This window comes from Paenibacillus sp. PK1-4R (genome assembly GCF_030369595.1).
Taxonomy (GTDB): domain Bacteria; phylum Bacillota; class Bacilli; order Paenibacillales; family Paenibacillaceae; genus Paenibacillus.
Genome location: NZ_CP126535.1, coordinates 942,228 through 957,621, shown reverse-complemented (window position 1 = coordinate 957,621; position 15,394 = coordinate 942,228). Strand labels below are relative to the sequence as shown.

Here is a 15,394-nt window from a genome sequence, read left to right as displayed (position 1 = left end):
CCTCCCTATCTCAACATATCGGACAGAAAAGCGAGTGCCAGGCCCTGACCCCAGCCCTGAATCCAGTCTTTTGGAATATTGCGATAACCATCCCGATCTTTCATCACCGCCGTACCGCCAGAGACACCAAGCACGCGTCCATCTTCGCTAATATTGTTCAGGATGCCCTCCAGTGCCTTTTGCACGTATTTGGTATGCAGTGGATTGCCGTTATTGATCATGGCTGCTGCAATACCCGCGGAAGCCGACACCTCTTCATATGATTCTTCGTCATCCAAAACCGTACGCCACAAGCCATTCTCGGTCTGCACCAGCTTGAGAGCCGCCAACTGATCGCGAAGTGCACACTCTACATCCATACATTGGGGATATAAGTACCAGTCGTTGAGCTGAGGTTTCACCTGAGACATGGTATAGGCTCCCCAAGCGTTCGCTCTTCCCCAGTAAAATCCGGACATGTGGTCCTTGTTGATATTGTTATAACCGTGATACCACAGACTGCTGGTCGGATCTTGCAGGTATTTGATATGCCAGTAGTACTGATTCAGCGCATCCTGAATCATGGCTTCATCTTTTAATTTACTACCTACACGGAGCAGGAAAAATGCCGCCATAAACAAGGTATCCGCCCAAGCCTGTTCTGGAAAATCATTGGAAACGGATACCGTATGCTGAAGCACATTGTCTCCAAAGCGAAGCGCATGATTCTGGAGATAATCGACCTTGCTGAGGACAATATCCCAATATTTCTGATCTCCGGTTTCTTCATATAAAGTGATGAGCACATGACCCATGGCACATGTATTTACCGTCCAACTTGGCAGACCCAGCTCGATATATTCGTCTGCCCATTTCACCAGCCTGTCCAGAATCTCTTGGTTACCTGTCGTCTGATAGGCTCTGGATACGCCATAATAAGCCACACCGCCGGGCCAATCCCATGTCAGATCCATATCCAGTGTTTTCTTGGTAACGCTGTCGATTACGTTTAGAATATGTTCCCTGTCATATTTCACTTGAAGCATTGTTATTCCCCTCTCCCTGCGCACACGCCCCCAAGTGCGCCCTGAGAGGTGTCCGTCCATTTTTGTAAACGCTTTACTTATTCCATTGTACGCAGTAAAATAGTCTCAATCTAAGCATATTCGCAACAAAACTGTGCAATTTCAATCATTTATACATAGGAGTCCTCGAACATGCCCAAACCGAAGAAACCGGTCATTGAATATCGTCACTACAGCCTGCCCATTGATTTCCCTGTCCTGTTACTCAGTGGAGACCGCTGGAGAATATCCGATATCAAGAGTGAGCATCTTCATTTCCATAACCACATGGAGATTGGCATCTGTTATTCCGATGGAGGAATCATGGAGATAAAGGGAGAATCTGTGCCTTTTCGGGCAGGCGACATCACCTTCATTCCCCGATACCTTCCGCATACCACATACAGTTCACCTAATAACGCCAGCCTGTGGGCTTATATCTTTTTTTCACCGGAAGAACTCTTCCATCATTCGCTCAAAACAGCACAAACTCACATTGAACCGAATTTATGGGCGATTCAGGGAGCCAATTGTATTCTGAATAAGGAACAGTATCCCAAAATTCACATGCTCGCAACATCAGTGGTAGAAGAGATCAAGCAGCAGTCTCCCTATTATCGGGAGAGCGCGTACGGCTTGTTGATGTCTCTATATATCGAACTGCTTCGAATTCATGCGAGCAGCGAGCGCTTGTCATCTCAGGATCAGGAACGGGAACGAGACCTCCAAGGGGACTTGGTCATCTCACCCGTGCTGGAGTTTATCACCCAAAATTACATGATGCCCGTAACCATCGATTATCTCGCTGATCTGTGTCATCTGAGTACAACGCATTTTCGCCGCAAGTTCCATGAAATTATGGGAACCACACCACTCGATTTTCTGAATAGTACCCGGGTCGAAGAGGCATGCAAGCGATTGAAAAGCACGGAGGCCTCCATCCTGTCCATCTCCGAGCAAGTTGGCTTCCGATCCATCTCCAGCTTTAACCGCTGCTTTGCCAAACTGATGGGCGAATCACCTAAAGCCTGGCGCAAAGGGGCTCATACCGAAGCACAGTCTGCAAAAGCGTCGATATTGGAATTCACGGGTTGGGTGTGAATTCAAGTACAACATATTGAAATAACCTTTCTCATAAAAAAGGTACAAAAAAGCCCAAAAGTCGTGATGACTTTCGGGCTTTTTCCTCACAATAAACAAATAATAAACAGAAAAAAATGTCGAAATTTGATTGCGCCCCCTAGAGATATTCGCTACAATGCCGATAGAATACAAGAGATTTTGTCCGAATCTACCAAAGGTTTTGAACAAACTCTAAAGGAGCAGCATTTCGTGTTATTAAAAATTTCAGGCGTTGTCCTGACTGTTGTACTCGCTATTACCGTACTGCTCCTGTCAACGATCAGAGAACCCCAATCTGCGGCTCTTCATGCCCGTCAAGGTATTATGGACCTATCGGACTGGAACCCAGAACAGGACAAGCGGATCAAGCTAGACGGGGAGTGGGAATTTTACTGGGAGCGATTGCTTCCTGACGAATCTGCAACTCCGAATCAGGCTGGTCCAACGAAAGCACCCGATACCTATGCAACCGTTCCCGGCTCCTGGAATCGACTTAAAGTGGATGGCGAACGACTGCCAACCCACGGCTTCGCCACGTATCGACTGGTGCTGCGTAATGCACCTGTTGAAGGAACACTGGCGATCAAAAAAATGAACATTCGTTTTGCCAGCGAAATCTACATCAATGGCAACAAGCTGCTGGAAGACGGGCATGCCATGGCAAAATCCGCAGGTTACCGACCAGGAAACTCCCCCCAGATTGGCTTTTTCCCCTATCATGGCGGTGACATTGAGATTTTGATCCGGGTGGCTAATTACGATTACACGGACTCTGGCATTCCAGGTCCACTCTTTTTTGGCGAACAAGCAGCCATGCTGAAAAAACATCAATTCAACACAGCTATCGAATTTGGCACGCTTGCTGTACTGGGTACCATTTCGATCATATTCCTCATCAGTTACCTAGGGTCTGCACTCTACCGAAACAGGGACGATTCCCTGCTGCTGATTGGTCTAATCTGTCTGTTATATGCACTCTATAACGGCATGATCAGCGAACGTGTGTTATCCATGGCAGGCACGGAAATCTCCTTTAGCACACTCTATAAATTAAAAGATTTCTGCTCCGTGGCATGTTTGGGTCTGTTAACCTTTTACTTCTACCGATTCAAAACAGGCATCCTGTCCAGTATGCTCACAGCGGTGATCCTCATCATCTTCGGAGCATACTTATGCATGGTCGCGCTCCTGCCTATTTCCATCTATGGGCTGGCTGCACCTTACGTCGTCGTGATGTACACGTTGCTGCTGCTCTGGTTGCTGTATCAATGTGCAAAACAGTTCCTAACCAGTGAGAAGGGCGAACGGCTGTCTACTTTTCTGTGGTACGCAGCTCTCTTAAGCATCATGCTGTACTGTCTGGACATTAATCTCTTCTCGATCTCGCTCAAGGAAAACATGAATATCGGGCAGGCTTCCATTGTCCTGTTCAGCATCCTGATGCTGTTTCTGGCGGTGCTTCGGTTCTTCGAGGCCTATCGTACGGTTCGCACCCTCAAAGATCAGTTGCTCTTACTCGACAAAGTGAAGGATGACTTCCTGTCCAATACTTCGCATGAGCTCAAAACACCGCTGAACGCGATTGTCAACATCAGTGAAAGCCTGCTTAAAGGCGCAGAAGGTCCCCTTACCGATGAGCAAGCGCACAATCTGGCGATCGTGACGGGAAGTGGAAGACGATTAACCTATCTGGTCGATGAATTGCTGGATTATTCGAAAATGAAACATGGCGACATCCCGCTCCACCGGTCTTCGACCGATCTGTACTCGTTTGTCGAATCGGTCATGCGTATGCATTCCTTCCTGCTTGGCACGAAAAAGGTGGAGCTTATCAACCGCATCCCGGCGCATTTCCCGCCGATCTATGCAGACGGCAACCGACTGATTCAGATTTTGCATAATCTGATCGGCAATGCAGTTAAGTTCACGGAACGGGGCACGGTAAGCATCAAAGCTACAGTTGTGCAAGGCAAAGCCGAAATGCGCATTGTGGATACTGGTCGTGGCATCGGCAAGGACAAGCTGGAGCACATCTTCCTGCCATTCGAGCAGGAAGCAGATACCGGTCCAGCCGTTGCTGGAGGCACCGGTCTTGGACTAAGCATTACGCGCAAGTTGGTCGAACTGCACGGAGGAACCATTCATGCGGAATCAGCACCCGGCATGGGTGCTACGTTCATCCTGACCTTTCCGCTGGCAGAGAAAAAAGGAGAGAAACGTTCCAACGTTATGCCGCTTACCATCGCTCCTACAGGTCCTGGTAATCGGCTACTCCGGTTCGAAGAACCAACGATTGTACAAGGGAATAAAGACGAATGGATCATCGTTGTGGATGACGACTCGGCTAATTTGCAAACAATAGTAAATCTCTTGAAGCTTGAAGGATACAGTTACGCGGTCACTTCACGCTCATCTTCGGTACTGGAGCTGCTCGACCAGCTTCCCGCCGTGCATCTTGTCATTGCTGATATCATGATGCCCGACATGTCGGGTTACGAATTGCTGGAACGGATCAGGGAGCGCTTCTCTCCTTCCGAGTTGCCTGTACTCATGCTGACAGCGAGTAATAAAGCTAATCAATTGAAGTTGGCCTTGGAGAAAGGCGCCAATGATTTTGTATCCAAGCCGTTCGAATCGGAGGAACTGCTGGCACGGATCGGCGGTTTGACTCGGATGAAAACATCCGTCCAAGCTGCGCGAGATGCGGAAATATCTTTTTTGCGGTCACAGATGAACCCACACTTTCTGTATAACGCTCTGAACGCCATTGCCGAATTGTGCATGGATGCGCCGAATCGGGCAGAACAATTGATTTTGCAATTATCGAGTTATTTAAGACGCAGTGTGCACTTCAAACATCTGGACTCAAAAACCAGCCTGATGAACGAATTGGAGATGATCGAGGCATACGTAGCGATTGAGCAAGCCCGCTTTGGGTCAAGGTTAGAGGTCATTATTGATGTGGATGCGGATGTGAACCGGAACATGGACATTCCGCCCCTCACGTTGCAGCCCCTGATTGAAAACGCCATTCGGCATGGGCTGATGTCCAGCATTCGCGGTGGTCGGGTCATGTTGTCTATACGTAATCTGAATGATACGGAAACACGCTTCTCCATCGAGGACAACGGAATCGGCATAACCAAGCAACGGATGGACGAAATTCGGCAATCCACGGACGGCAGTAACGGCGTTGGACTATGGAATATTTCCAGCCGGTTGAACCTGCTGTATGGCAGACACCTTCAGATGGAAAGTCTGGACGGCGAGGGAACGCGGATTACATTTGATCTTCCAAATCAACGTCAAAGCATAGATGGGAATGGGGGTTATGAAACATGATAAAAGTCATCATCGTGGATGATGAGGATTTGTCGCTGAAGCGACTGAATCGCATTTTGACAGAAAGCGGAGAAGTTGAGGTGTCTCGCGCATTTCACGACCCGGAGGAAGCCTGTGAATATGCAGCAGAGAATAGCTTCGATGCGGCATTTCTGGACATTACGATGCCTCGCATCTCGGGTATGCAACTCATTGGTGAATTGCGTAAACATCATCCTTCACTTCCAATCGTGCTGGTGACTGGATATGAGGAATATGCCGTGCAGGCCTTCGACAAAGAGGTGATCGATTACGTCATCAAGCCTGTCACGGCAGAGCGACTGAACCGCAGCATCAAGCGGTTGCAGGAAAAGCTTCACGAGTCCATGCCAACACCTGAACCAGCGGTGCCGGAACCCAAACTGAACGTTCGTCTGTTCGGTGAATTCACCGTGTTTGGTGGAGCCGGAGCAGACAGTCCCATCAAGCTTAGAACGCCCAAGACGGAAGAATTGCTGGCATTCTTGCTGTATACCAAATCGACCACCCGCGATGCCTTGGCCGATACGTTGTGGAAAGACCTCAGTCCGCAGAAAGCCTGGACCAACATCAACTCCACACTGTACTACGTGCGACGTGCCATCGGTGATAACAGTGACGTGCCGATCATTCTCAAGGACAGAAACGGTATCCGTATCGACCGGGAAGCCATTAACTGTGATCTGTACGAGTTCGAGGCTTTGTTCCGGCAGATGCGTCAGGCATCGGCACATCGCCCCGAGCTCTTTGAGCGGATGGACACGTTGTATACGGGTGAACTCCTGAGAGGAAGGCATTATGAGTGGGCTTTCGCGTGGTCCAGACAGCTGGAGCTGGATTTCATCATGACGATGGAAACCGCGGCGCACTATCACGCGAAGGCAGGCGAGCCGTTACGGGCGCTGTATTATTTTGAACGTATCCTCCAGATTGATTCGATTCGGGAAGATATTCATCGCGAGATCATCCTCTTGTATCTGTCGCTTGGACGAAGAACCGAAGCGCAGCGCCAGTATCTGGTACTGGAGGAATTGCTCCAAGAGGAGCTTGGCTCCAGTCCGGCAGCGGATATCAAACAACTGTTGCGTCAATCATGAAATATCAAAAAAAGCCCAAGCTTTGGCATAATGCCTAGGCTTGGGCTTTTTTTCAACATATATAGACGTTCATTCGTCATGGTCTGATGATTTTACATCATCATGGTCTACAATCAATCCTCATTTATAAGTTTTTCGGTATTGAGCGTAAACCCTTCAATCACGACATCTTCATCCACTTCAATCATGATGCAACGTCTGCCTTGATAGTTCACCTGTTTTACATATCGCAGGTCTTGTGGGCTAACCGAAATCGTAGCAACCTTGGTTTCGATTTTAATAGACTTGGACGTGAACTTCGGCATAACACTGGTTGCCTTCATCTCATAGTTCTTGTTATCAACGATCGTTTCGAAGGCACGTTCTACTTTCTCCGTTGTCAGATCCTCTATACCGCTTGCGGTCAGTACACGTTCCAGATCTTTATAATCCAGCTTCGGAGGTTCTTCCTCATGGGACTCTTCGTTAATCTCGATGACTCGGTTGATCTCCTCATATACATGTGCAATAGTGGCTGAGTCAAGCTGTTCACCGGCCACTTCCTTGACGATATCTTCGAAGATCGCCCGTTCTTCCAGTGCGGTTACGGATCTTTCTCCATTCAATACATTTTCAACAAAATGCGGGTCCGGGAAATTCGATTTCCCTGTACAATATAGAACACGATTCACATCGGAGTAGTTGTCCGTTACGCTAGGGTACAGGAACCCTTGCTCTGGCGTGCTTAATTTGATAATCGGATCGACAATAATGTTGTATTTGAATTCTCTCTCCACGTAATCAAACAAGAGTGTCTTCCGCTGCTTCTCCGTGGAATTTACGCTGCACAGAATGAACGGATGGGCGAACACCTCATTCTTCTCACTCTCTTCCGTAGCTTCGTTTCTAGCCTTGGTTGGCAGATAATACTGTCCACGCACGAACGTAGCTACCATGTCCCGCTCAAACTTTGTATCTACCAGCATTCGATCCACGAGCAGCAGCATCAGATCCTGCCATTCATCCGGATCACCTGTTACCAGCGCCTGGTGAAGCAGTACCTGAGCCGGGTCCTCCGCCGCTTCCTGGAACTTCAATTCAAACAACTTCTGATCCAAATCACCTGTCAGCAATTTTTTGAAATTGCCCATGTACAGCTCCTGCTTCTCTCTGTCCACCAGTTCGAACGGGTGACGCTCCCAGTGATAGACCTCATTGGTTTCCTTCGTAATATACACGTTGAGAATATCGTAAATATTCAGTAGATCGTGATCGAGTTTAAATTGCTTGCGTATATGCGCGACTTCTTTTTTATTCATATTGGATTCGGCAACTCCTTAGATATGTTTCTGGCTTTATTAGTATAAAGGATCGACAGAAAATTTGTTGACTAACTTGTAGCTTGACGGTTACTAGATTTCAGTTACCCAAGTACGTGATACTCACAACAACACAAAAAGGGAGACACTCTCTACGTTCATACGAGCACCTCCTGCATGTGTTACATCTCCTGATGTTCTAGTCTATTACAGTGATTCCCATTAACATCTTACATATTTACGCTTGAAGCCCGTCCGCCCTTTTTCCACTGCCTTTTGGATATTCTCAGAGGCATTCAGCAGCTTGCTCTTGGGCTTGTCCTTGTTCACTTCGACAGGGCCAACGGCCTTGGCAGTCTCTACCGCCTGATTGTGTAACGGTTGATAGGATGTCGCGACGGTATACAGGAAGTTGTTCATCGAATATTTCGTTCGTTCCGGAGATTCGTGAATCGTCTTTTTCACCTGTTCCAGCATCTCCATCAGCTTATTCTCCGGAAATTCAGCATCCTTTCGACTGCCGAGCAACCAACAGTAACAGCTCCATCCTGCTGACATTTTCAGCTCATCTCCGCTCGCGATCCACTTATCCGAAACTTCTTGAGCAATATCCGTCTCTGCCAACGTGACGGCAACGATGAAGTCAGAGATCATATAAAAATAAGCAGCATCGATCCAACGGTCAAAATCTGCTTCCGTCATCGCTTGAGGATCGGCAATCACGCCAGCAAAGTACATCGCATCATAATTCCCCGTTGCGTATAGTTCCTCCGCCAAAGGCTGATCCTTTTTGATCTGCTTTGCCATTGGTTTCATCGCCCCGGTTGCCACGCCAAATAACGGTTCATGCGCACCGTTGGAGATGTAGATTTTTTTCGTTCGTTCTTTGCCCAGCGCTTCTAGCTCTTGCATCACTTCATCTAGATTCATTTGGCAACACTCCCAATCCTATAAATTATATATCTGATCATATCAAACGGACACTTATGTTTAACGAAAAACCGATGGAAAATCGCACATTATCCAATTGGAACCCTTCTGCCATATGCATAATCGTTACGGCGGGATTGTTACCTTTCCTATGAGGGATTCCCCACTGGGGTATTTTTCCTAAAAAAACTGAATACTATTCAAATTTCCCTGTTGCTCTGACAACCTGTTCGAGCATTATCACCGATCATAACATCTATACCATGTTTCGCACAGATCCCTGAAAAGATAGATATAACTTCTTCGCAGACAGACACTTTTCCTTTCTTATGCTTCTATCGGCAACTTCTGAAAACCTGCCGAGAGCCTGATTGGAAGAGCTAATTTCCCCAGCACAAGCAGAGCAACATATGTCCATGTCCAAGCAACGTTAAGCTATGGCAGGATACGTCGCTCATCGTTTATGTTCAGTTTAGTGTTGTTAACAAAACCGAGATGAGGAAGGATGCGAGAGCATGAGCAACAATCAAGTGTTAGGCTTTGCCCCTGCCCTGGGCTGGAATTCGTGGAATACCTTTACGTGGGATATTAACGAACAATTAATTCGGGATGTCGCTGATGTATTTGTATCGGAAGGTTATCTAGCCGCTGGTTACGAGTATATTGTCATTGATGATTGCTGGAGCCTGAAGGAACGTGATGCGAGCGGCAATCTGGTGGCTGACCCGGATAAATTCCCGAGTGGAATGAGAGCGCTTTCCGATTATATCCATAGCAAAGGACTAAAATTCGGCATGTATTCATGCGTAGGTACGCATACATGTGCCGGGTATCCAGGCAGCTTTGAGCATGAATTCCAGGATGCTGCCCTTTTTGCCGAATGGGGCGTTGATTATTTGAAGTATGATTACTGCTTCAAGCCGCGCCATATCTCAGGAGAGCTGCTGTACAAACGGATGAGCCTTGCGCTCAAAAACTGCGGACGCGATATCCTGTTCTCCGCCTGCAACTGGGGAGCCGACGATGTATACGATTGGATTCGGGAATCGGGCGCTCATATGTACCGCTCCACCGGCGATATCCGTGACAATTGGGATTCAGTGAAGGAACTTGCCCTGTCTCAATTGGGAAAACAAAGCTACACCGGCTCCTTCTGCCATAACGACATGGATATGCTGATTGTAGGTATGTACGGTGGAAGCAACAATGATTATATTGGCAGCATCGGTGGATGCAACGACATCGAATATAAAACCCACTTCTCACTCTGGTCCATGATGGGGTCCCCATTAATGATCGGATGTGACGTGCGCAAGGCTAACCAGATTACAAAGGATATTCTCCTGAATCCTGACCTGATTGCCATTAATCAGGATGTAGAAGCGCGCGGAGCTTACCGCATTAAACCAGAGCCGCAATGGTTTCACACAGACGATGTATTTATGCTGGTGAAGGTACTCACAGATGGTGATCTAGCTATTGGCTTCTTCAACCTGAGTGACAGCCAGCGGGAATTGTCTTTGCAATTTTGGGATATGGGTCTGCCTTACGCTGCCGGTTATGCTCTGTCCCTGTATGATTGCTGGGAACATCAAGAGCTTGGCGTATTCCGCGAACGCTTCGCTCCCGTTGTCGCAGCACATGACTGTTTAGTTGTGCGTGCCAAACTGGTGAAATAGATGGCTCAACATCGCCTGTGCACCTCGTGTCAGGTTCCGCTCTCTTCAGACGATGTGGGCATCTACCTCAAATTGATCTCGCGCTCTGCCCAGCAATTTCTGTGCATCGATTGTATAGGAGTGAAGCTGAACTGTGGACGCGAGCCTATTGAGAAGCTGATCCGTTATTTCCGAGAGTCCGGGAACTGCGCCCTGTTCCGTTAACGTTATGTCTTTGTCCGATGCAGCATCATGTACAATGTTGGCGTGTGTGAAGTTGCTTTCTTGAATACTTTGGAAAAATATAACGGATCATTGTATCCGACAGAATAGGCTACCGATTGAATCGGCAGGCCCGACGTTTTCAGCAGTTCACAGGCGCGCTCGATTCGGCAGGATGTAATATACTCCAAAACAGACTTGCCGGTTGCTGCCTTAAACAGACGAAACAAATAACTGCGCTCCAGATTAACTGCTTTTACAATCTCGGTGACGGTCAATGTCGGTTTCCAGTAGTTCTGCTCGATGTACTTTCTCGCCAGCCAGACATAATCCTTGGCGTCCACCTGCGGCTCCTTCGGATAATGTTCCATATAGTAGGAGAGCAGCAGACGCAAACGTGCATCCGCCCGCAGTAATTCATAGGATGATGCACCTGCGTTCCAGGCAAGGTGAAAAAAAGGCTGCAGTGTCTCCGGCGAGACCGCCACCACGGGGTGTACCTCTGAGAGCTGTGTCAGCCCCAGCAACCGACCGGCATCCTCACCGCTAAACTCCACCCAGACGTACTCCCATGGATCTTGCGGGTCTGGATAATAATAAATCTCCTTTTGCGGAAATATGATAAAGCTTTCCCCCGTAACGAGCCGAAAAACGCGGCCGCCCGTCTCCAGCGTCCCTTGGCCGCGGATAATATAGTGCAGCGCATAAACGTCACGTACACCTGGCCCCCATTGGTGAGCGTTGGCCGGCTTGTGACCACCGCTGATAAAATACAAATTACTGGCTCTACTGCTCTCATGCCAAATCGGATTCAACCTTGATTCCCCCTTTCTAATGCCACGTTGATCAGATGTTCGGTAACGCTTACACGCTAAAATCCAGAGAGGAGAATGTTGTATGCTTAGAATGGTTACGGTAGAACATGGACAAGTGCAAGGACTGCCCGCGGCGGACCCGCGGATTACCAGCTTCAAGGGAATTCCTTTTGCCGCACCTCCTGTAGGTGAAAACCGCTGGCGCGCTCCGCAGCCGCAGTCGAACTGGGAAGGTGTACTGCAAGCTTTTGATTTTGCCCCCATCTCCATGCAAGCCCCAACAGTCATCGATGATAACAATATCTATACCCGCGAATGGGCCGTTGATCCTGACCTGCCCATGAACGAGGATTGTCTGTATCTGAATGTCTGGACACCAGCCAAACGCACGGACGAGAAGCTGCCTGTTTTTGTCTGGTATTTTGGCGGGGGCCTACAAGTCGGCCATACGGCCGAAATGGAATTTGATGGCGAGCGAATCGCTCGTAGAGGTATCATCGTTGTGACGATTAATTATCGGCTGAATGCCTTCGGCTTCCTGTGCCATCCTGAGATTAGTGCCGAATCCCCCCATGCACCCGCCAACTTTGGTCATCTCGATCAGCAAGCAGGTACCCAGTGGGTCAAACGCAACATTGCCGCCTTTGGCGGTGATCCAGACCAGATCACTATCGGCGGACAGTCGGCAGGCGGAGGAAGTGTACTCAGCCAGATGACCTCTCCGCAAAATAAAGGCTTGTTCCAGCGAGCCGTCATCATGAGCGGTATAGCTACCGAGTTGTACCCGAAGGTCCGCGTGCCTTCTGTCCGCTCCAAACTAAGGAATGCAGAACAATCAGGGGTTGAATTTTTCAGCTTCCTGGGCGTATCTTCCCTGGCTGAGGCGAGACAACTGGATGCTGAATATCTCCGTGACAAAGCACTCGAATACAAAAGCTTCTGGGGAACTGTCATCGACGAACAATTCTGTGCAGGCGATCCGTTTACTCGTTTTGTTCAGCAGGAGCGCGAGGCGATACCCGTAATGCTGGGGCATACATCTTCCGAATTTTGGACCCGTCCCGCCGCAGCCAATCTGGAAGAACTGAAGCAGATGGCTGTGGAGCTGTTTGGCGAGGATGCTCCTGCCTTTTTACAGCTATGTGAGGCTGATTCCGGCCAATTAGAGCATGCGCTGCAACAAGCATCGGTCCGCATGATCCAACATGCCATTCTGCTCGCCATCCGCGCGAACAGCGGTCATCCGTCTGAAACGCCTCTCTACTATTATAACTTCGACGCCGAGATTCCGGGCTGGGACCAGCCAGGCACTTTTCACTCCGTCGATCTGTGGTTCTTCTTCGAAACACTCGCCAAATGCTGGCGGCCTTTCACAGGCAAGCATTATGATCTGGCTCGCCAGATGTGTAATTATTTATCCAACTTTATTGCTACAGGTGATCCAAACGGTCCGGACTCCACCGGAAAGCTGATGCCTCATTGGACTCCTTGTACTACGGAACAGCCGTATCTCATGGAATTTGGCGATCAGGCTCAATTACAGAAGGCTGAGCCCGGACCGATGCTCGCGTTTCTAATTGAACAATATTTCAAGAAACAGAATGCACCTGTTGTTTAAAACATAAGGTTTGCCCTCTCACGATATATGTAAGAGCCATGCTGTCGCATGGCTCTTTTTGTATAGTGTGAATGGTGGAGAGATGTTCATTTTTTGTTGCACGCAATAATCATAACGTCTCTCTCCCTTCCATTAAATATGAGTCTGAGTTGGTTTGTTGAAGATGACAGGTAGCGTAATCTGTAGTGAAAAGATATCCTTTTCCTGCGACACCGTCAACGTCCCGTTATGCTGCTGAATCATTTTCTGACAACTAACGAGCCCAATTTCGTTGCTATCTTTCTTTTTGCCAACACGTTTAATCTTATTCTCCACCTCAAGAATGACCCATTGTTGCTTCAAAGAAATCTGGATATGAACGGGATGCCCTGGATCGGCGTATTTTCCAATATTTGAAAATATGTTATCCATTACGCGACGCATAGCGACCAGATTAATTTCCAGTAAAAACTCCTCATGATGTGAATCTGTCTGAACCTGCACATCTATATCGTCCAAAACTACTAATTGCTCATCTATAAGTTGATCGATAAGTGCTCTGCCCTCATACATTTCAAATTCTACTTCCTCTTCTTCAGCGGCAGAGGATACCGTAAAATATTCGAATAGTTTGTCCGACAGCACTTTGATCTGATAGGCCTTCTCCCGGCTATTATGAATATACTGCAACAGATCCTCATGTGTCTTATATTTGTTGAGCTCTATGATATCCATATATCCTAATAGAATCGTGAGTGGTGTTCGCAAATCATGGGAAATCGCCGTGATCAATTCACGGTTGGCCATCCTGACCCTCTCCTCGCTGCCCAGCCGCTCCACAAATGATTTCCTCATCTCATCAATACTCTGGGCCAGAGATGACAGTTCATCCTTTCCCGATATCGTAATCGAATAATCCAAATTTCCACCTTCGAGTATTTTGATCTCTTGTTCAAGCACGCCAATATAAGATGTTTTCTTATTAATCATCAGTAGAAATGAAACAAGGAACACAATGGCCGCTATGAAAACACCAATAATCAGAATGAGGTTGTAGTATTGATACTCATAAAAGCTAACCAAGTATATCTGGGCATCCTGATCCGCAAAATGGATGGTGGTGATGGGTATTTTCGATGGCACGAATTGAGTTAACAGTTCTTCATTAATGGCCGGATCAATCTCCGTGTTGGAGGAAAATATCAATTTGTCTTTTGCAAAAATATACAGATTTAAGTAGCGCTCATGTCTTATCCAAGCAGACAATTGCTCATGATCACGGGATGACACGTTCTGGTTATCCACAAATGCTTCGAATCGATCGAGCGCATCTTGCTGCCTGTTCTCTACAAAAGTGGATTTGCTTAAATAACTATCTAATACAGTCTCACCAACAACTTGTAAAATAACGAGTGCACTTATGGAAATGACCAAAGAAATGATAACCGCCAGAACCAGTTTAATCTTCAGCTTTTTTCCGATTAATAATCTATTCAATTTTGTACCCCTTCCCCCAAACGGTCTTCACATATTTAGGGTTCTGCGGGTCATCCTCCAGTTTGCCTCTCAAATTACGAATATGAACCATCACCGTGTTATTACACGTATAAAAGTAGGGTTGCCCCCAAACACTCTCATATATATTTTCTGCCGAGAATACCTTTCGTCGCTTCTTAGCCAATAGCAGCAATATCTGGTATTCAATTTCAGTTAGAGCAATCTCCTTCTCTCCAACAAACACGGCTTTTGAATCCTGATGGACGGTAAGATCCTTAACGATAATCTGGTCCTGTTCTTCGGTCTTCTCCTTGCCCCGATATACATAATATCGTCGTAGTAAAGCCTTCACCCGCGAAACGAGTTCTGTATAGGAAAAGGGTTTGGACAAAAAGTCATCACTGCCTGAGGAAAAGGCCAATTGTTTGTCAGAATCCTGCGTTTTCGCCGTGAGAAACAGGATCGGTGCACTTGTTTTTTCACGAATCTCCAGACACGCCTTCAGCCCCGATTTATTGGGCATCATCATATCCAAAATAATGAGATCCGTCTCTTCGTTCACTTTATCAATCGCATCTTGACCATCTATCGCTTCAATCACTTCATAATTTTCACTCTCTAACAGAATCCTTACAATTTCACGAATCTCACTGTTATCATCAGCAATTAGAATTTTCTTGCTCATCTGATCCCTCCGTCTAATTTCAGTATAATATGCGCTATTAGCGACTACCAGCAAATACAATCGACTTAAG

The 15,394-nt window shown here is 47.4% G+C and carries 12 protein-coding genes; 6 read left to right on the top strand and 6 right to left on the bottom strand.

Annotation, left to right across the window (positions count from 1 at the left end; all coding sequences use genetic code 11):
• Window positions 1–5 precede the first annotated feature (5 nt).
• Complete coding sequence (locus QNO02_RS04025) at window positions 6–1,025, bottom strand: glycoside hydrolase family 88/105 protein (RefSeq protein WP_289391162.1); 1,020 nt, start codon at window positions 1,023–1,025, stop codon at window positions 6–8.
• Between the two features lie 171 nt (window positions 1,026–1,196).
• On the opposite strand from QNO02_RS04025, the gene QNO02_RS04020 reads away from it, so the two are divergent.
• The 3 genes from QNO02_RS04020 (at window position 1,197) to QNO02_RS04010 (ending at window position 6,622) form a co-directional block, all read left to right on the top strand.
• Window positions 1,197–2,144: an AraC family transcriptional regulator gene (locus QNO02_RS04020; protein WP_289391161.1), complete on the top strand. Its 948-nt coding sequence runs from the start codon at window positions 1,197–1,199 to the stop codon at window positions 2,142–2,144.
• A 231-nt stretch (window positions 2,145–2,375) separates the two neighbouring features.
• Window positions 2,376–5,507 carry an ATP-binding protein gene (locus tag QNO02_RS04015; RefSeq protein WP_289391160.1) on the top strand — a complete coding sequence of 1,044 codons (3,132 nt, stop codon included), beginning with the start codon at window positions 2,376–2,378 and terminating at the stop codon, window positions 5,505–5,507.
• Window positions 5,504–6,622: a response regulator gene (locus QNO02_RS04010; protein ID WP_289391159.1), complete on the top strand. Its 1,119-nt coding sequence runs from the start codon at window positions 5,504–5,506 to the stop codon at window positions 6,620–6,622. Before QNO02_RS04015 ends, QNO02_RS04010 begins: the two co-directional genes overlap by 4 nt.
• A gap of 113 nt (window positions 6,623–6,735) precedes the next feature.
• Here QNO02_RS04010 and QNO02_RS04005 read toward each other — a convergent pair whose 3' ends face one another.
• Window positions 6,736–7,920: a DUF4317 domain-containing protein gene (locus tag QNO02_RS04005; RefSeq protein WP_091038856.1), complete on the bottom strand. Its 1,185-nt coding sequence runs from the start codon at window positions 7,918–7,920 to the stop codon at window positions 6,736–6,738.
• Between the two features lie 222 nt (window positions 7,921–8,142).
• Entirely contained in the window at window positions 8,143–8,850 is a 708-nt protein-coding gene (locus tag QNO02_RS04000; protein ID WP_289391158.1) for a DNA alkylation repair protein, read from the bottom strand.
• Window positions 8,851–9,365: 515 nt separating this feature from the next.
• Between QNO02_RS04000 and QNO02_RS03995 the strand changes: the two genes are divergently transcribed.
• Window positions 9,366–10,529, top strand: a complete 1,164-nt coding sequence (locus QNO02_RS03995) for a glycoside hydrolase family 27 protein (protein ID WP_036606020.1) — start codon at window positions 9,366–9,368, stop codon at window positions 10,527–10,529.
• Window positions 10,530–10,733, top strand: coding sequence for a hypothetical protein (locus QNO02_RS03990; protein WP_074093540.1), 204 nt, complete (start codon window positions 10,530–10,532; stop codon window positions 10,731–10,733).
• Between the two features lie 2 nt (window positions 10,734–10,735).
• On the opposite strand, the gene QNO02_RS03985 is transcribed toward QNO02_RS03990, so the two are convergent.
• The gene (locus QNO02_RS03985) at window positions 10,736–11,545 is read right to left on the bottom strand and encodes a helix-turn-helix domain-containing protein (RefSeq protein WP_289391157.1); all 810 of its coding nucleotides are present in this window, start codon (window positions 11,543–11,545) and stop codon (window positions 10,736–10,738) included.
• Between the two features lie 82 nt (window positions 11,546–11,627).
• Between QNO02_RS03985 and QNO02_RS03980 the strand changes: the two genes are divergently transcribed.
• Complete coding sequence (locus tag QNO02_RS03980) at window positions 11,628–13,163, top strand: carboxylesterase/lipase family protein (protein WP_289391156.1); 1,536 nt, start codon at window positions 11,628–11,630, stop codon at window positions 13,161–13,163.
• Between the two features lie 132 nt (window positions 13,164–13,295).
• Here QNO02_RS03980 and QNO02_RS03975 read toward each other — a convergent pair whose 3' ends face one another.
• Both QNO02_RS03975 and QNO02_RS03970 read right to left on the bottom strand, forming a co-directional pair.
• Window positions 13,296–14,639, bottom strand: a complete 1,344-nt coding sequence (locus QNO02_RS03975) for a HAMP domain-containing sensor histidine kinase (RefSeq protein ID WP_289391155.1) — start codon at window positions 14,637–14,639, stop codon at window positions 13,296–13,298.
• Window positions 14,632–15,324: a response regulator transcription factor gene (locus QNO02_RS03970; RefSeq protein ID WP_017690627.1), complete on the bottom strand. Its 693-nt coding sequence runs from the start codon at window positions 15,322–15,324 to the stop codon at window positions 14,632–14,634. Before QNO02_RS03970 ends, QNO02_RS03975 begins: the two co-directional genes overlap by 8 nt.
• Window positions 15,325–15,394: the final 70 nt, after the last annotated feature.